General features: G+C 63.8%; 14 protein-coding genes. 8 read left to right on the plus strand and 6 right to left on the minus strand.

The genetic code is table 11. The annotated features are described in order from the left end of the window. Nucleotides 1-21 precede the first annotated feature (21 nt). Complete coding sequence (locus F3H98_RS09550) at nt 22-1,236, plus strand: adenylate/guanylate cyclase domain-containing protein (RefSeq protein WP_149759907.1); 1,215 nt, start codon at nt 22-24, stop codon at nt 1,234-1,236. Here F3H98_RS09550 and F3H98_RS09555 read toward each other — a convergent pair. From F3H98_RS09555 to F3H98_RS09565, 3 genes are all read right to left on the minus strand, one after another. Further along, nucleotides 1,233-2,078, minus strand: coding sequence for a fumarylacetoacetate hydrolase family protein (locus F3H98_RS09555; RefSeq protein WP_149759908.1), 846 nt, complete (start codon nt 2,076-2,078; stop codon nt 1,233-1,235). The two genes, F3H98_RS09550 and F3H98_RS09555, sit on opposite strands and share 4 nt — an antisense overlap. An 81-nt stretch (nt 2,079-2,159) precedes the next feature. Continuing rightward, a complete protein-coding gene (locus tag F3H98_RS09560) occupies nt 2,160-3,437 on the minus strand; it encodes a CaiB/BaiF CoA transferase family protein (RefSeq protein WP_149759909.1) in 1,278 nt (425 codons plus the stop codon). A 3-nt stretch (nt 3,438-3,440) separates the two neighbouring features. Continuing rightward, nucleotides 3,441-4,406 carry a hydroxymethylglutaryl-CoA lyase gene (locus F3H98_RS09565; RefSeq protein WP_149759910.1) on the minus strand — a complete coding sequence of 322 codons (966 nt, stop codon included), beginning with the start codon at nt 4,404-4,406 and terminating at the stop codon, nt 3,441-3,443. A gap of 68 nt (nt 4,407-4,474) precedes the next feature. On the opposite strand from F3H98_RS09565, the gene F3H98_RS09570 reads away from it, so the two are divergent. The 5 genes from F3H98_RS09570 (at nt 4,475) to F3H98_RS09590 (ending at nt 9,490) form a co-directional block, all read left to right on the plus strand. Then, a complete protein-coding gene (locus tag F3H98_RS09570; RefSeq protein ID WP_149759911.1) occupies nt 4,475-5,275 on the plus strand; it encodes a GntR family transcriptional regulator in 801 nt (266 codons plus the stop codon). A gap of 49 nt (nt 5,276-5,324) precedes the next feature. Beyond that, nucleotides 5,325-6,299 carry a Bug family tripartite tricarboxylate transporter substrate binding protein gene (locus F3H98_RS09575; protein WP_149759912.1) on the plus strand — a complete coding sequence of 325 codons (975 nt, stop codon included), beginning with the start codon at nt 5,325-5,327 and terminating at the stop codon, nt 6,297-6,299. After that, nucleotides 6,299-6,730 carry a tripartite tricarboxylate transporter TctB family protein gene (locus F3H98_RS09580; protein WP_149759913.1) on the plus strand — a complete coding sequence of 144 codons (432 nt, stop codon included), beginning with the start codon at nt 6,299-6,301 and terminating at the stop codon, nt 6,728-6,730. The genes F3H98_RS09575 and F3H98_RS09580 overlap by 1 nt, the downstream gene beginning before the upstream one ends. A 6-nt stretch (nt 6,731-6,736) precedes the next feature. Beyond that, entirely contained in the window at nt 6,737-8,266 is a 1,530-nt protein-coding gene (locus F3H98_RS09585) for a tripartite tricarboxylate transporter permease (protein ID WP_149759914.1), read from the plus strand. Between the two features lie 438 nt (nt 8,267-8,704). Then, nucleotides 8,705-9,490: an IclR family transcriptional regulator gene (locus F3H98_RS09590; RefSeq protein ID WP_149759915.1), complete on the plus strand. Its 786-nt coding sequence runs from the start codon at nt 8,705-8,707 to the stop codon at nt 9,488-9,490. A gap of 35 nt (nt 9,491-9,525) precedes the next feature. Here the strand turns inward: F3H98_RS09590 and F3H98_RS09595 are convergent, their stop codons facing one another. The 3 genes from F3H98_RS09595 to F3H98_RS09605 all read right to left on the minus strand — a co-directional run bounded on the left by F3H98_RS09595 (nt 9,526) and on the right by F3H98_RS09605 (nt 14,251). Beyond that, nucleotides 9,526-11,904 (minus strand): aldehyde dehydrogenase family protein, encoded by a 2,379-nt coding sequence (locus tag F3H98_RS09595; RefSeq protein WP_149759916.1) that lies wholly within the window; start codon nt 11,902-11,904, stop codon nt 9,526-9,528. A 23-nt stretch (nt 11,905-11,927) separates the two neighbouring features. After that, the gene (gene deoC / locus F3H98_RS09600; protein WP_149759917.1) at nt 11,928-12,983 is read right to left on the minus strand and encodes a deoxyribose-phosphate aldolase; all 1,056 of its coding nucleotides are present in this window, start codon (nt 12,981-12,983) and stop codon (nt 11,928-11,930) included. Between the two features lie 440 nt (nt 12,984-13,423). Then, complete coding sequence (locus F3H98_RS09605; protein ID WP_149759918.1) at nt 13,424-14,251, minus strand: ferredoxin--NADP reductase; 828 nt, start codon at nt 14,249-14,251, stop codon at nt 13,424-13,426. Between the two features lie 209 nt (nt 14,252-14,460). Between F3H98_RS09605 and F3H98_RS09610 the strand changes: the two genes are divergently transcribed. After that, nucleotides 14,461-16,533 carry a hydantoinase/oxoprolinase family protein gene (locus F3H98_RS09610; protein WP_149759919.1) on the plus strand — a complete coding sequence of 691 codons (2,073 nt, stop codon included), beginning with the start codon at nt 14,461-14,463 and terminating at the stop codon, nt 16,531-16,533. Beyond that, complete coding sequence (locus tag F3H98_RS09615; protein WP_149759920.1) at nt 16,530-18,221, plus strand: hydantoinase B/oxoprolinase family protein; 1,692 nt, start codon at nt 16,530-16,532, stop codon at nt 18,219-18,221. The genes F3H98_RS09610 and F3H98_RS09615 overlap by 4 nt, the downstream gene beginning before the upstream one ends. Nucleotides 18,222-18,223 lie beyond the last annotated feature (2 nt).

An 18,223-nucleotide genomic window follows, 5' to 3' on the forward strand; every position in this document is an offset into this window, starting at 1 on the left:
ATCGGTGGTGGTGGTTTGGCAATGGACGACAAGCGCATCAACGAGGTTGCCGACTGGGTTATCGCGCGAGGCCTGGCCGGCGGCGACGAGGTGTCGCTGCTGCATGGCTTCTGCGAGCGTTGCGTTGCGGCCGGCATCGGCCTTACGCGCGGGGTTATCATCATAGACACGCTGCATCCGGTCTATGAGGGCCGCGCGTTCTTCTGGGCCGGTGACAAGCAGCTCGAGACGATCGTCTCCGAATACGGGCCGAGCGAGGAGGGCGACAATGTCGAAGGGTGGCACCGCAGCCCCTTCTACTATCTCCTCCAATCCGGTGAAAGCGAGATGCGCCGCCGGCTGGAAGCCGGCGAGACCGAGGGCTTCAACGTTCTCGACGAATTGCGGTCGGAGGGGCAGACGGACTACCTGGCGCTGATACAGCGGTTCGACCGCGAGGCGGCGATCGGCGAAATGGATTGTTTTCTCTCGCGTTGGCTAACGGCGCGTCCGGGCGGCTTCAGCAACGAAGAGCTGGCCGCGCTGCGACGCCTGGTGCCCATGCTCGGTCTGGCCGTCAAATCGGCATCTCTCGCGCGCGTCGCCGAGTCGCTTGTCGAAGCCTATCTCGGCCGCGATGCCGGGCGGCGTGTACTGCAGGGCAAGATGTCTCGGGGAATCGTGGAGAAAATAAACGCGGTTATCTGGTTTTCCGACATGCAAGGCTACACCGCGCTTTCGGAGACCATCGAATCCAATCAGCTCATCCCGCTTCTGGACGACTATGCCGAAGCGGTAATCTCGGCAGTTCACGGCGCCGGCGGCGATGTGCTGAAGCTGATGGCCGACGGTGTTTTGGCGATCTTCACCGCGGAAGACCCGGCCACCGCCTGCCGAGCCGCGCTGCGGGCCGAGGCCGATCTGAGGTCAAGGCTCAGGGAACTCAACGAGCGAAGGGCTTCAGCGGGCCATCCCTTCAGCTCCATCTACCTCGGGCTGCATATCGGCGACGTCTTCTACGGCAATATCGGAAGCAAGGACCGGCTCGACTTCACCGTGGTCGGCCAGGCGGTCAACGAGGCGAGCCGCATCGCCACAATGTGCCGTTCGGCCGATCGCGACGTGCTTTTCTCATCGGAGTTCAGGGCATCGTTGCCCGAAGCGGAGCGGCCGGTCCTGGTGTCGGTTGGCCGCTACGCCTTGCGGGGCGTCGCGCGGATGCAGGAGCTTTTCACGCGCGACCGCGATCTGGGTTAGATGTCGGCCTTGACCTCCTGGCGCTGGCTGCCGAGTCCCTCGACGCCGAGCTCGACCACATCGCCGGCCTTCAAGTAGAGCGGCGGCTTCATGCCCATGCCGACGCCGGGGGGCGTGCCGGTGGAAATGATGTCGCCGGGCTGCAACGACATGAACTGGCTGAGATAGGAGACCAGGAACGCCGCGCCATAAACCATGGTCTTGGTGGAGCCGTCCTGCATCGTCTTGCCATTGACCTTCAGCCACATCGCGAGGTTCTGCGGGTCCTTCACTTCGTCCTTGGTCACCAGCCATGGGCCGGTCGGGCCGAACGTGTCGCAGCTCTTGCCCTTGGTCCACTGGCCGGAGCGCTCGGTCTGGAAGGCGCGCTCACTGACATCGTGCACGGTGCAATAGCCGGCGACGTAGTTCAGCGCGTCCGCCTCACTGACATATTTCGCAGTCTTGCCGATGACGACGCCAAGCTCGACCTCCCAGTCGGTTTTCTTGGAGCCGCGCGGAATCAGGAGATCGTCGTTGGGGCCGACGATCGCCGAGGTGGCCTTCATGAAGATGACCGGCTCGGGCGGTACAGCCATGCCGGTCTCAGCAGCATGATCGGAGTAGTTGAGGCCGATACAGATGAATTTTCCGGTGCCAGCGACGCATGGACCGATGCGGGGATTGCCGCGCACTACCGGCAGCGATGCCGGATCGAGCTTGGCGAGCTTCTTGAGCGCCGCCGGCGCCAGCACCGCACCTGCAATATCGCTCACATGGTCGGACAGATCGCGGATCTTGCCCTGACTATCGATCAGCCCAGGCTTTTCCGAGCCTGCCTTGCCATAACGCACCAGTTTCACGTCAGAAAACTCCCTTTATCGTCCTAATCGGTTCGGCGCGCCAATCTTACCTGCAGTCAGGTATGCGACAACCGGAAATAGTCACCGGTCTTGCACTGAAACCGGACCGGCGATCACGGCGCTAGGATTCACCGGCCCACAATTCATCGGCACAGCCCCGGCGACGCGCCGCTCCTTGAGCGCGCTGATCTCGTCAGTCGTAAGCCCTACAGAAGCCAGCACTTCATCGGTGTGTTCGCCGAGTTCGGGAGCCGGCAAACGGATTTGGCAGGGCGTGCCATGGAGCTTTAGGGGAAATCCCAGCATGCGAACCAAGCCATGCCCGGGATGCTCGACATCGATCGTCATTTCCTGCGCGAGCACCTGCGGATCGGCAAAGACCTCGTCGAGCGCCTGCACACGGCCGCAGGGAACGCCGGCGGTGTTGAGTCTCGCGATCCAGCTCTCCTGGGTGCCGCTCGCGATCCTTGTATCGATCAACTCGTGCAATTCGCTACGGCGCGCGAAGCGCTTTTCGTTGGTGTCGTAGCACGGATCGTCCATCAGATGTTCGATGCCGATCGCCGAAAGGAAGCGACGCAGGATGACATCGTTCGACGGAGCGATCGCGATCTCGCCGTCGGAGGCGCGGAAAAGGCCGTAGGGCGCGACCAGCGGGTGGTCGTTGCCGGTGCGCTCTGGAAGCTTGCCTGTCACGAAATATTCCGAGGCGAGATAGGCCATCATGCTGATGGCGCCGTTCACCATTACCGCTTCGACATGCTGGCCGTGGCCGTTGATGTCCCGGGCGCGCAGGGCGGCGGTGATGCCGAAGGCGAGATAGAGTCCCGCGACAAGATCGGTGATCGGCTGAGCGGACCGTAGCGGCTCGCCCTGGTCGTATCCGTTGACGCTCATCAGGCCGCTCATGGCCTGGGCAATGAAGTCGAAAGCCGGGCGATCGACATAGGGACCACAGCTTCCGAACCCATTGACATTGGCGGTCACTAGTCTTGGATTGATTTCGCGCAGGCGCTCTTTGTCGAACCCCATCTGCGCTAGCACGCCGGGCCGGAAGTTGTCGACAAGCACGTCGGCCGATGCGATCAGCTTCGCCAGGACCGACCGTCCCTCCTCGCAGCGCAGGTCGAGGACGATCGACTTCTTGTTGCGGTTGAAAGAAGCATAGTACCAGGAAAATCCGTCACGCAGCGTGCCCTGCTCGCGGGTCGCGTCGCCGCGCTCGGTTTCGACCTTGATCACCTCGGCGCCCATGTCGCCCAGCATCATCGTACAGAACGGCCCCGACAGAACGCGAGTGAGGTCGATCACCCTGAGGCCTTCGAGAGGCTTCTTATCTAGCGGCGACAAATCTCTCATACGTCAACCATTCGCGGTGGCGGCCGCAGCCATTGCATGAAGTTCGAGCCGGGGGCCGGCCTTCATCAGTTGACCAGGCAAAGTGCGCCCGATCGTAGCTTCCGTCCGGCGGGCCACAGCAATGAGCTTGCCAAGGTCGACGTCAGTCTCAACGCCGCATTCGTCGAGCATATAGACGAGATCCTCGGTGCAGATATTGCCGGTCGCCTTGGGCGCGAACGGGCAGCCGCCGAGGCCGCCGATGCTCGATTCGTAGCGGGTCACGCCCTCCAGGAGCCCCGCATAGACGCAAACCAGACCAGCACCGCGCGTGTTGTGGAAATGAAGCGCGACGTCGATCTCCGGCACCGCCGCGCGAAGCGCGCGGCAGCGCTCGCGCACCAGTGGCGGCGTGGCCATTCCGGTTGTGTCGCCGAGAGACACCATCGTTATGCCCATGTCCCGATAGCGCCGCGCAATGTCCACCACGTCTTCAACTGGCACATCGCCTTCGAACGGACATCCGAATGCGGTCGCGATGCCGCCATAGACAGCCGTGCCGGATGTTTCGGCGGTGCGGCAGACCTCGCCGAAACCAGCGAGGGATTCCTGGCGGGAGCGATTGACGTTCTTGCGATTGTGGCTTTCGGACGCCGACATGAAGACGACCATCGCGTCGACGGCGGCCTCGATCGCCCGCTCGGCGCCCCGCGCGTTTGGCACCAGCGCCGTTAGCACCGCTCCCCTGGTCCGGTCGATGCCCGACAGCACTTCGCTTGCATCGCGCATCTGCGGTACGGCTCGCGGCGAAACGAAGGACGTGACTTCGAGGTGGCGGATGCCGGCATCGATCAAGCTGTTGACGAGCGCGAACTTTTCTTCGGTCGGCACGAACTCCGGTTCCGACTGAAGTCCGTCCCGCGGCCCCACTTCGACGACACGTGCATGTGATGGAAAGCCCATCTCCTCGGGTCTACTCCTGAGGTTCATCCCGTTATCCTCACAAAACGGTTGATTTGGTCGACCGTCTTGGTATACCATCTTGAATAGGAGGGTCAATGGCCAATCGTGCGACTTCCATCGAGGCGGACGCTGCAGCGGACCGCAGGCAAACCGGCGCGCCGGCCCTCGGGAGGCAGGAGCGCACGGAGCAGCTGCTCGGCGACCGAATGCTGTCGCGCATCCGGGCCGACATCCTTTCGCTGAAGCTGGCGCCGGGAGAAGTGATTTCCGAGCGCGCCTTGCAGGCCAACTACGGCGCCTCCAGGACACCCATTCGCCAGGCATTGATGCATCTCATCCGTGAAGGCCTGATCTTGAGGACGACGCGGGGCTATGCGGTGACGCCCTTCGACCTCGATGAGCTGGACGAAAGCTTCGAATACCGCGAACTGATCGAGGATGCGGCGATCCGGCTCGCCTGCGCGAGGGCGCAGCCGGGCGACCTCGACGCCATGCAGGAGACGATCGATCGCGGCCTCACCGAGTTCACGCCGGAAAGCTGGTTCGAGATAGGCCTCGACGTGCATGTTCGCCTGGCGGAGCTTTCCGGAAACCGCTTTCTTCGCGACGCCGTCCAGGATGTCATAGCGCGGACGATGCGCGTCCGCTGGCTGGTCTCCAACACCGTGGAGGGCCGCGAGGCGGCGCATCGCGATCACAGCGAGATAGTCCGCCTCGTGCGCGACCGCAATGCCGACGCCGCGGCGAAAGCGCTGCGTCATCACGGCCGCGAAGTTCGGCGGCAGATTTATGACGCGATCAATAGCACCCGGCGATTTCTGGGCGTCCGCAGCTTCGCCGGAGGACGGCGCGATGATCCGGGCGAACATCACGATTCCGGCCGTAGGGACCGGTAGAACCACGGCTCTAGGAGGAGACCATGAGAACAATAGGGAGGAAATCACGATGACAATGATGAAATCAGCCATCAAGCTGATGGGCGCTGCGGCGCTGCTCGCCATGGCGACGATGGGACAGGCCGCGGCCGTCGAATGCATTGCTCCAGCCGACCCCGGCGGCGGCTGGGATTTCACCTGCCGCACGGTCGGTAAGCTGCTCTACGATGAGAAGCTGATGGAAGAGCCGGTGCAAGTAACCAACATGCCGGGCGGCGTTGGTGCCGTGGCCTACGTCAACATCATGTCGAAGCGCCCTGCCGACGCCGCCGTCATCGTCGCCACCTCGACGGTCGGCGTCACCCAGATCGCCCAGGGCAAATATCCTGCCGGCACGGACGCGATGCGCTGGATCGGCATGCTCGGCACCGATGTGGGCGCCATCGTCGTTGCCAAGGATTCGCCGTACAAGACGCTGGACGACCTCATGAAGGCGTTCAAGGAGAATCCTGGTTCGGTCGTCTCCGCCGGTTCCTCCGGCGCCGGCGGCTGGGACCACATCCGCCTATTGATGCTGGCCAAAGCGGCGGGCATGGCGCCGGAAAAGTTCAAACAGATCCGCTGGGTCCAGTTCGACGGCGGCAGCCCTGCGGTGACCCAGATGATGGGCGGCCAGGTGCAAGTGGTCTCGACCGACCTCGGCGAGATCGCCGGCTTCGTCGAATCCGGCGACGCCCGCATCCTCGGCGTCCTTTCCGACGACCCGATCCCCACCTTTCCTGACGCGCCGACGGCAAAGTCGCAAGGACTCAACGTGACCGGCTATAACTGGCGCGGCTTCTACACTGGCGGCGATGTGTCGGACGAGGACTACAAGAAGTGGGTCGACACGATGAAGTCGCTCTTCGACACGGAAGCGTGGAAGAAGGCCGCCGAAGGCAGCGGCCTGGTTCCGATTTGGCGCGGCGGTGAGGAGTTCGAGGCCTACGTCATCGACCAGGCCAAGCAGATGGAGCAGATTTCGAAGGAAATCGGAGTCCTGTGATGGCAGACCGGATCCTGGGCCTGTTGATCCTGGCCCTGACGATCTTTTACGGCTGGACCGCGGCAAGCTATGAGGCGAGCTTCGGCGACCCTCTCGGCCCCGCGGCCTTTCCGCAGATGCTGGCCGTTCCGGCCGCATTGCTGAGCCTGTTCCTTATCCTTCGCCCGGATCCAGATCCGGGCTGGGCAACGGGCCTCCCGGCGATACGGCAGATCGCAACGGTCGGCGTGCTGATTGCCTACGGCATTCTGCTGGAGGAACTGGGCTTCGTTGTCGCCACCGCGCTCGGCGCCTCGGCCATGGGCCGATTGCTTGGTGCCGGCTGGCCAAAATCCGTCATCTCCGGCGTGGCGATGGCCGTTGGCCTGTTCGTCGTTTTCGACACGCTGCTCGGCTTGCCGCTGCCGCTCTATCCTCGATTCATGAGCTGACCGAACGTGGACATTTTATCGTCTCTCGCCCAAGGATTTGCGGTCGCCGTAACGCCGGCGAATCTCGCCTTCGCGGTCCTCGGCTGCTTTCTCGGCACCATCATCGGCGCCCTGCCCGGCATCGGTCCCGTCAACGGCGTGGCGATCCTGATCCCGCTGGCTTTTGCGCTGGGGCTCGATCCGACCACGGTGCTGATCCTGATGTCGTGCATCTATTACGGCTGCACCTATGGCGGCCGCATCTCCAGCATCATGCTCAACATCCCCGGCGACGCCTCCAGCATCATGGCGACGCTCGACGGCCACCCCATGGCCAAGGCCGGCAAGGCGTCCGAGGCGCTGGCGATTTCGGCGGTCGCCTCCTTCATCGGCTCGACCATCGCGACGATCGGCCTGACGCTGTTCGCGCCGATGCTGGCGAGCGTCGCCATCTATTTCGGACCGAGCGACTATTTCGCCCTCTATGTGCTGGCCTTCGCGATGATCGGCGGCGTCGGTGGCGCCAGCCCCTGGAAGATGCTGCTTGCCGGCTTTCTCGGCCTGATGCTTGCCACCGTCGGTCTCGACCCCGGCACCGGTCTGGCGCGCTACACGCTCGGCTCGTTCAACCTCTATGACGGCTTCGATCCGGTCGTGGCGATCGTCGGCCTCTTCGCCATCAGCGAGGTCCTCGTCTACCTGGAAACCGCCCATCATGCGACCGGAACGCTGGTGCCGATGGGGCGCGCGGTGCCGAAATTCAGGGAGATGCTGCCCGGCATGGGAGCGGCCGTCCGCGGCTCGTTCATCGGTTTCCTCTCCGGCATCCTGCCAGGCGCCGGCGCATCGCAGGGTGCGTTCATGGCCTATGTCGCCGAGCGGCGCTATAGCAACAAGGACGACACGTTCGGCAAGGGCGACCCGCGCGGCCTCGCCGCGCCGGAAGCGGGAGACAATGCAGCCGCCGGCGGGGCGCTGATCCCCATGCTGACGCTCGGCATACCGGGCAGCGGCACCACCGCTGTCATGCTCGCGCTCCTGATCTCGCTCAACATCCAGCCCGGGCCGCTGCTCTTCGAGCGCCAGCCGGACATGGTGTGGGGCCTGATTGCGTCGCTCTACATCGCCAATGTCGTGCTTCTGGTGATGAACATCCCGCTGGTAGGCATGTTCACTCGGATGCTCAGCATGCCTCAGTGGATCCTGATGCCCTTCATCATCATGGTGAGCTTCCTTGGCGTCTACTCGATCAGCCACTCCACCTTCGACCTCATGGTGATGATCGGCTTCGGCGTGGTCGGCTATATCTTCCGCAAGCTGGACATTTCGCTGATCCCGCTCGTTCTCGGGTTGCTGCTCGGAGCGGACATGGAGAACAATCTGAGGCGCGCACTGTCGATCTCGAACGGCGATTTCTGGATCCTCGTCCAGAGTCCTATCGCCGCAACGATCTACGCGATCACCGCGGCGGTGCTTGCCGCGGCCTTCGCTTTGGCCTTTCGGTCTGCACGGCGCGGGCATTCAGGAGCGCTCGCCGATCTAGAGAGAGATGTTTGATCCCAGGCTTTGATCGTGCACTTTGAGTTCCGAATCAAAGGAAGCGCTATGGGCCAGGTTCTTCATGGGAGCGCCTTGACGACAGAGGCAATCCGTCGAGGCATAGTCAAGAGAGCCTGAGGGCGCTCGCAATCGCCGCCGACATTCATCCGGTCCGCAGCCGCATTATGCGACGCCAGGTAATTCCACCCGGCTGAAAAAAGCCACGAACATCGATTGCATAGGCCGGTCTCGTCGTACAGGTCTGGTCGCGCGTTAAAGGGCGACTTCGGCGATTTCTTCCGGAATGCACGGACCCGGCTTTCCGCGTCATCCGTCTTGTTTTTATAAACATTTGTATCCCTCACCGGCGCGCATGCGGTTTCCGCAGCTTGCCTGGCCTTGGCGCTCGTATATGGATGGCAGTCACACGGAGGGCCGACGCGCGGAGAGAAGCCGATGGCGGACGACGAGGACTTTGACCGTTACAGGGCGCCGGCCTTGGACAAAGGGCTGGACATACTGGAGCTGCTGGCCGGCATCGATGGCGGGCTGACGCAGGCCGAGATCGCCAAGCATCTCGGGCGCAGCCCGAACGAATTCTACCGCATGCTCGACCGGCTGGTGCGGCGTGGCTACGTCACCCGGCTGGAGGGCGACCGCTTCACGCTGACGCTGAAACTCTTCGGCCTGGCGCAGTTCCACGCGCCGGTGCGGCGGCTGGTTTCCTTCGCCACCCCGCTGATGCGCGAACTCGCCCAGAGATCAAGGCAGGCCAATCACCTGGCGGTGTTCGACCGCGGCGCGGTGGTGGTGATTGCGCAACAGGATGCGCCCGGCTACTGGGGCATCTCGATCCGGGTGGGCGCGCATATCAGCCTGTTGAACACCGGCTCGGGCCATATCCTGCTCGCCTTTCGGTCACCCGAGGAGCGCGCGATGATGTTAGCCGAACACGAACAGCACGCCGACGATCGCGGCCCGCTGGCCGACTTGCCGAGCCGGCTCGACCAGATCCGCGAGCGCGGCCACGAGGTGATGGCGAGCCTGCAGACAGCAGGCGTGCACAACCTCTCGGCTCCTGTCGTCGGACCGGACGGCAAGTCTATCGCTGCGCTCACCTGCCCGTATCTCGCGCCCACCAACCAGCCCGACGCCCCGAGCATACCGCAGACCATCGACATGGTGGTGGAAACTGCGGCACGGCTTTCGGTGCTGGCCGGAGGCAAGCCGGCTGAGAGCTGACTAATTTGACGACGATCCGATGTGTGGGTCGGCCTTCAGTCGCCGTAAGGCACCCACACGTTCTTGACCTCAACCGCCTTGCGCAGCAGCGCTTCCGGCGACCATGGCCCGCTGTTCCAGTCGACGGAGCGGCCATTGCCGGTGAAGACGCGCTTCAGATTGCCGACCGACTCCGCTTCCGCCTGCTTGCAGGTATCGGAATCGGCGATCACCCAAAGCCCATCGACATCGTCGTGTTTGGCCAGCACGGCCGACAGCTCTGCGCTGCGGCCGGTGACGATGTTGATGGCGCCTGCGGGCAGGTCGGAATATTCGATGACCTGGTAAAGGTCGGTGGCCAACAAGGGATAGCGCGCCGAGGGGACGGCGACGACCGTGTTGCCCATCGCAAGCGCCGGGGCGACGAGCGAGATCAGCGCAAGCAGCGGCGCTTCGTCCGGCGCAACAACGCCGACGACGCCGACCGGTTCGTGCAGCGCCAGCGTCACGGCGCGCGCCGGCGGCTGATGCACGCGGCCTTCGAATTTGTCGGCCATGCCGGCATGCTCGAACAGCCGTTCGACAGAGGCGTCGACTTCGGCGCGGGCGGCCTTGGCCGATGCGCCGGTGAGCTGGCTTATTCGTGTGGCGAATTCGTCGGCGCGACCAGAAAGGTTTTCCGCCAGGTAATAGAGGACCTGGCTGCGGTTGTAGGCGGTCGCCTCACCCCAGCTTTTCGAAGCGGCGCGCGCGGCCGAAACCGCGTCGCGGATGTCCTTGCGGTTGCCGAGGCCGACCTCGCCGGCAAGTTTTCCCCTCCGGTCTGCGACCGCAAAAGAATAGTTGCCGTCGGGACGCACCTGCTTGCCGCCGATGAAGAGTTTCGGCGTGCGGTCGATCAAGGGGGCCTCGCCGTCGCCGATACGGATTTCAGGCTGGGCCGATGGCTTGAGGACGGCGCCGGCAGGCGCGGTTTTCAGCGCCAGATATTCTAGCAGTCCTTCACGGCCGCCCTCGCGGCCGAAGCCGCTTTCGCGGTAGCCGCCGAAACCGCAGGCGGCGTCGAACATATTGGTGCCGTTGATCCAGACGACGCCGGCCTTGAGTTGCGGAGCGACATGCAGCGCGAGGTTGATGGTTTCACTCCACACCGATGCGGCAAGCCCATAGCGTGTGTTGTTGGCGAGTTCGACTGCTTCTTCGGTGTTGCGGAAGGTCATCGCCGCCAGCACGGGGCCGAACACCTCCTCTTGGGCAAGGATGTTAGCCGGCGAAACACCGGTCGCCAAAGTGGGTGGATAGAAATAGCCGGAGGACGGGAGCGCGTTGTCAGGTTGCCAGCAGACAGCGCCCTGGCGGGCGCCTTGCTCGACAAGTCCGCTGACCCGGTCGCGCTGCACGGCAGCGACAAGCGGGCCGATGTCGGTGTTCTTGTCGAGCGGGCTGCCGAGACGAAGCTGACCCATGCGGGTCCGGATCTTGGCAAACAGCGCGTCGGCAACGCCCTCCTGGACCAGCAGGCGCGAGCCGGCGCAGCACACCTGGCCCTGGTTGAACCAAATGCCGTCGACAAGGCCTTCGACCGCGCTGTCGAGATCGGCGTCCTCGAAGACGACGAAGGCCGATTTGCCGCCGAGCTCCAGCGACAGTTTTTTGCCGCTGCCGGCAGTCGCCTTGCGGATGATCTTTCCCACCTCCGACGAGCCGGTGAAGGCGATCTTGTCGACGTCGGGGTGGTTGACGATCGCCGCGCCCGCATCCGGGCCGCCCGGTACGATGTTGACGACGCCCTTCGGCACGCCGGCCTTCTCGCAGATTTCGGCGAACAGGATGGCGGTGAGCGGCGTGAATTCGGCCGGCTTCAGCACGACGGTGCAGCCGGCCGCGAGCGCCGGCGCGATCTTCCAGGCAAGCATCAGCAGCGGGAAGTTCCAGGGAATGATCTGGCCGACAACGCCGGCGGCCTTGTGGCCCGGGAATTCCCTGTCCAGCGTTTGCGCCCAGCCGGCATGGTGGATGAAGTGGCGGATCGCAAGCGGCACGTCGATGTCGCGGCTCTCGCGGATCGGCTTGCCGTTGTCGAGCGATTCCAGCACTGCGAACAGACGCTGGTGACGCTGCATGGCGCGGCCGATCGCATAAAGCACGCGGGCACGGGCATAGCCGGACATTGCCAGCCACTTCGGCAGCGCTTTGCGCGCGGCAGCTACGGCAGCGTCGATATCGGCGTCACCTGCGTCGGATATTTTCGCAAGTTGCTTGCCGGTAGCGGGGTCTTCCGTGGCAAAAGTCTTGCCGCTTGCCGCGGCGCGCCATTGCCCGCCGATGAACAGCGCCTTCGAGAAATCGCCGCCAGCCAGCCAGGCGTCCGCTTCGTTGCGGGCTTCGGGAGCCGCGCCATAATCCATCGCCTCGTATCGCTGCAGGATGTTCAAAGCCAGATCTCCCCGAAGAATTCTCAAGCCATCGCGTGGCGATGATTGGCCGAATAGTGGCCGGTCAGGTGGTGTTCGAGCTGGCGCTCGATGTCCGTCAACAGGCTGGAGGCGCCGAAGCGGAACAACTCCGGCTCCAGCCACGGCCGGCCGAGTTCTTCCTTCATCAGCACCAGCCAGTCGAGCGCCGACTTGGCGGTAGAGATGCCGCCGGCCGGCTTGAAGCCGATGAGATAGCCGGTGCGGTCGTGATATGCGCGTATGGAACGCACCATCGCCAGGCCGACAGGCAGCGTGGCGTTGACGCTTTCCTTGCCGGTCGATGTCTTGACGAAATCGGCCCCCGCCATCATCGCCACCATCGAGGCAAGCATGACGTTGCGCAGCGTCGCCAGGTCACCGGTACCGAGGATGACCTTGAGATGCGACTCGCCGCAGGCAGCGCGGAAAGCGACGATCTCGTCGTAGAGTTCCTGCCATTTCGCGCCGAACACCAGGCCGCGCGGGATGACGACATCGATCTCGTCGGCGCCGTCGGCAACCGATGCCTCGATTTCGGCGATTCGGGTCTTAAGCGGCGACAGGCCATGCGGGAAGGCGGTCGAGACCGCAGCCACATGGATGCCGGTGCCCTTCAGCGCATCGACGGCCGTCGCGACAAACGGATGGTAGACACACACGGCGGCCGGCCGGATGTTCGCCGCTGATATGCCGAGCCCGTCCACGATATCCTGGCGGAACGGCCTTATCGCCTTGGCGCAGAGCCGGCGGACGCGCTCGTCGGTGTCGTTGCTGTTCAAGGTGGTGAGATCCATCACCGAGACAGCGCGCAGCAACCAGGCGGCCTGGTTGTCGGCCTTGATGGAGCGGCGCTTGGTGAGGCTTGCCACGCGGCGTTCCAACGCCGAGCGATTGACATGGCGCATTGCCTCCAGCCAGCCGAGGTCGAGTTCCATGCCCGGATTGCGCGCAATGCCGTGGCCGGACGCCTTTGCCGGGGTTGCAGCAGCGCGCGCGGGCAACGCCGTCACCGAGGCGGCCTCCGACGGCATGTCGGCAATGGCTTGCTTGCTGCTCATACGCCTGTCCTCCTCAAACGCCGGTGTCTTATGGCACTTCCTGGCGGGTTTGCCCCGATTTTCGACCGGGTAGACAGACAGGATACCGCGCTAAGCCCGCCTGCACGAGTCCTGTCTCGGTGGTTTGATAAACGAAAACCGGGAGGGATGCAGCTGAATTTTGACCGGATGGTCAAAACAAGCAACGGAGCCCGTGGCCAACACTTCCGCACAATCAGTGATTGTTCTAAGATGATGATGCCTGGTTGACCACGTGGGACAATGTCAGATGGTCAAGGACAGATGTGGCGTCCGGACCTGTCGGCGACACGGATCGCTGCTATTTTCCTGCTGGGAACAGTCTCGATGTCCGTTGTCAGGATGCTGATCGACGCGTTCAGCGTCAAACGGAATGCGGCCCGCTAGGCACCTGACTTTCCACCTGCCGTCAGCAATGCGGCTTAGCCGACAAACGCCCGTTCGACGACGAAATCGGCGGGCTTGTTGTTGGAGCCCTCCTCGAAGCCGGCGGCTTCCACCAGCGCCTTTACGTCCTGCAGCATGTGCATCGAGCCGCAGATCATGACGCGGTCGGTTTCGCGGTTGAGCGGCGCGATGCCGAGATCCGTGTAAAGCATGCCGCTCTCCATCAGCCGGGTAATGCGGCCCATGCGCGGGGAGATTTCGCGGGTGGTGGAGGAATAAAGCGTCAGGCGGCCATTGGCGAGTTCGCCGATCAGCGGGTCGTTGGCCGACTGGTCGAACAACTCCTCGCCATATGCCAGTTCGGCATGGTCGCGGCAGGTATGGGTGAGGATGACATCCTCGAACTTCTCGTAGGTTTCGGGGTCGCGCACCAGGCTTGCGAAAGGCGCAATGCCGGTGCCGGTCGAAATCATGAAAAGGCGCTTTGCCGGGGTCAACGCATCCAGCACCAGCGTGCCGGTTGACTTCTGGCGCAGCAGGACCGTATCGCCGGGGACGATCTTCTGCAATTCGGAGGTCAGGGGGCCGTCCGGCACCTTGATCGAAAAGAACTCGATCTCGTCATCCCAACTCGGGCTGGCTATGGAATAGGCGCGGAACACCGGCTTCTCGGCGTTCGGAAGGCCGATCATGACGAACTCGCCGGAGCGGAAGCGAAAGGACTGTGGGCGCGTGACGCGGAACGAAAACAGCCGGTCCGTATAATGCTTCACCGAAACCACGGTCTCGGCATGGACATTGGCCGGAATCGGAAATTGTACGCGTTCGGCGTCAACGGTCTTGAGAGCGGTCACGGACTGCATTGCGGCGTTACTTTCCGGCTTCGGGCACAAGCCAAGCACCGTTGCGCGCGCGAGAGAACCAAACCCAGCGCGCCGGCAAACCGATCCTGGCAGGGAGTCTTGTCAGTAAGAATTATTAGTATACAAATGAATATTGCGTCAAGATGGAGGCGGGAAACGCCTTTCCAAACTGCGGGCTATCCTTAGTTCTGTCATTTCGGATTTGGTGCATGGTTGAGAACGTTCGCGCGAGAACCGGCGCCGTTGTTGCGGGTATCGACGTTGGCGGAACCTTTACCGACCTTATCCTGATCGACGGCGGCGACGGCGGCAAAGTCCGCATCGCCAAGACTCCGACGACGCCCGAAAATCAGGCCTTCGGCGTCGTTTCGGCGCTGAAGGAAGCGGGTTTTCCGGTGGACGGCATCGACCTCATCGTGCACGGCACAACCACCACGACCAACGCGGTTTTGGAACGTCGCCTGGCCAGGACCGGCATGATCACCACGCGCGGCTTCCGCGACATCATCGAACTCGGCCGCCGCACCAGGCCGCAGCCCTACGGCATGACCGGCGTCTTCGTGCCAGTGGTTCCGCGCGACCTCAGGCTGGAGGTTTCCGAGCGCATCGAGGCCGGCGGGGTGGTCCGCACGCCACTCGATGAGGCAGAGTTTCGCGCTGCGGTGAGCGCCCTCAAGGAGGCGGGCTGCGAATCACTCGTCATCCACTTCCTGCATTCCTACGCCAATCCCATCCACGAGAAGCGCGCGGCGGAGATCGCCGCCGAATGCTGGCCCAACGATCACATCACCGCCGGCCACACGCTGCTGTCGGAAGCGCGCGAATTCGAACGCGGCGTTACGGCGAGCGTCAACGCCGCCGTGCAGCCGATCCTGAAGCGCTACATCGAGCGGTTGCGCAGCGAGCTCGAGGGCCGCGGCTATGTCAGGGACTTTCTGATCATGAACGGCAATGGCGGCATGATCTCTGCCCGCTTCGTTACCCGTGAATCGGCAAAGACGGTGATGTCCGGGCCGGCTTCGGGCGTCATCGCCGCCGCCTACACCGGCAAGCGCGCCGGCTACCGGAACCTGGTCACCTACGACATGGGCGGCACGTCGACCGACGTGGCCCTGATCCGCAATGCGCAGCCGGCGGTCTCCAACGAGATCGAGATCGAATATGCCATGCCGATCCATGTGCCGATGGTCGACGTGCATACGGTCGGCGCCGGCGGCGGTTCGATCGCGCGTATCGACGCCGCCGGACTGATCCGCATCGGACCGGAAAGCGCCGGCGCCAATCCTGGCCCGATCTGCTATGGACGCGGCGGCCGGGAGCCCACCATAACCGACGCCAATCTGGTGCTTGGCCGTCTGAACCCGCAAAAACTTCTCGCGGTCGACCACCCAGTCACCGTGGAAGCGGTGCGCGCCATCTTCGCGGACCGCATCGGGCAGCCGGTCGGTCTGGATGGGGTGGAAGCGGCCGGCGCGGTGCTGCGGCTCGCCAATCTGAAGATGGCGGGCGCCATCAGGATGGTTTCAGTGGCGAAAGGGCACGATCCCCGCGATTTCGCGCTGTTTGCGTTCGGTGGTGCCGGCCCCTTGCATGCCACCGCATTGGCGCGCGAGCTCGGGCTGCCGAAGGTGCTGGTGCCGGCCAGGCCTGGCATCACCAATGCGCTGGGCTGCGTCGTTGCCGATCTGCGCCACGATTTCGTCAACACCATCAACCAGCCGGTGATGGCGCTGGACACGGCGCGCGTGAGGTCGGTGCTGGAGGGCCATCGCGCCGAGGGAAGCGCGCTGATCGCCAAGGAAGCCGTGAGGCCGGAAACGATCCGCTTCGTGCATTCGGCCGACATGCAGTTTGTCGGCCAGACGCATCTTCTGAACGTGCCGCTGCTGTCGACGGAAATGGATCGCGAGACGCTGCAGGCGCTTTTCGAAAAAGCCTATTTCGCCCGCTTCAAGGTCGAATTGCCGGAGATCCGGGCCAACCTGGTCAATCTGAACACGTCGGTCATCGGCGTTCGGCCCGAGGTCGACCTGTCGCGGCTGATCGATCCCGCCGGGCGTGCGACGTCGCTTGAGGCGGCTAGGCGCGAGACGCGGCCGGTTTGGTACGACGGCAAATGGCACGACACCCCGGTCTATGACCGCGAAAGGCTGCCGCTCGATGCGATACTCGATGGCCCGGCGATCCTCGAGCAGATGGACGCCACGACCGTGATCGAGCCGGGCGACCGCGCCGTATCGGATGCGGATGGCAACATTGTCATCGAGGTGGGAAAAGCATGACTTCCCTCGACGCCATAACCCTATCGGTCATTCAGGCCGCACTCCAGCAGGTCTGCGACGAGATGGATCTTACCTTCTCGCGCGCCGCCTTCTCGCCGGTTATCGCCGAAGCCAACGACCGTTCGGACGGCATCTATTCGGCGGTCGACGGGGCGCTGATCGCGCAGGGCGCCGGCGGATTGCCGGTGTTTGTCGGCGTCATGCAATATTCGACGAAGACGCTGATCGAGATGATCCGCGACGGCAGATGCCTGCCGCCGGAGCCTGGCGACATCTACATCGTCAACGATCCCTATCTCGGCGGCACGCATCTCATGGACGTGCGGTTCGTCATGCCGGTCTATCGCGGCGGCGAGATTTTCTGCTGGCTGTCCAACACCGGCCATTGGCCCGATATCGGCGGCGCCGTGCCGGGCGGCTTTTCCGCTTCGGCGACGGCGGTCGAGCAGGAGGGGCTGCGGCTGCCGCCGGTCAAGCTGTTCAAGAAGGGCGGCCTGGATCCGGAAATCTACGCGATCATCTGCTCGAACATCCGCATCGCCGACCAGCGCATCGGCGACATCAAGGCCCAGGCTGCGGCGCTTCTGGTCGGGCAGGACAGGCTTTTTGAGATCCTCGACCGTTATGGGGACGAGACCGTCGTTTCGGCCATTGCCGAGTTGCGCAAGCGCGCCGCAGAGCAGATGGCGGCGCATATTTCGACCATCGAGGACGGTGTCTACTGCTCGAAAGCCTATGTCGATTCCGACGGGGTGGTCGACGTACCGCTGGTGATCAGCCTGGCGGTCGAAAAGCAGGGCAGGACGCTGACGTTCGATTTCGCTGGCTCGAGCCCGCCCTGTGCGGGACCGATGAACAGTGTGCTGGCGACCACCTTATCGTCGGTCTACCTCGCCATGCGCCATATTTTTCCGGAGGTGCCGATCAGCGCGGGCGCTTTCGAACCGTTGATCGTCAAGCGGCCGGAAGGCACGTTTCTCGACGCGAAATATCCGCGGCCCGTCTCCGGTTGCGCGGCGGAAGTCTCGCAACGCATCGCCGAGGCGGTGTTCGCCGCCATGGTGCGGGCGTTGCCCGAAAAGGTGACGGCAGCGCCCGCAGGCTCGAGCGGCAATTTCGCGCTCGGCGGCCATGATCCTTCGCGCGGCCGTGACTATGTCATGTATCAGATCTCCGGCGGCGGTTATGGCGGCAATTCCTCCCACGACGGGCTGACAAACGGCTGCTCGACCATCGGCATTTCCAAGTCGCCGCCGGTCGAGGTGATGGAGCAGGCCTATCCCGTTCTCTACCGTCATTATGCCTTGCGCGAGGGATCGGGCGGCGCCGGCAAACGGCGCGGCGGTTTCGGGCTCGCCTACGAGGTGGAAATCCTGCGCGGCGAAGCGCGCGCATCCTTTGTCATGGACCATGGCCGCTTCGGCCCCCAAGGCGTGCTCGGTGGGGCCGATGGTGCGGTGAACACCGTCACCGTGTTCCGCAACGGCGAGCCGCACGTGCCCACGCACCTCTCCAAGGAACAGGACATTCCCCTGCAGGCCGGCGACCGGGTGCGCGTCCGGACGCCGGGCGGCGGCGGTTATGGCGATCCGCGACAGCGCGACCCGGAACTGGTGCGGCGCGACGTGAGGCTGGGTTATTACACCGCCGAACAGGCAAGGGATTTGTTTGGCGTCGCTGTAGACTGACA

Source organism: Neomesorhizobium albiziae, from assembly GCF_900114255.1.
GTDB classification, from domain to species: domain Bacteria; phylum Pseudomonadota; class Alphaproteobacteria; order Rhizobiales; family Rhizobiaceae; genus Neomesorhizobium; species Neomesorhizobium albiziae.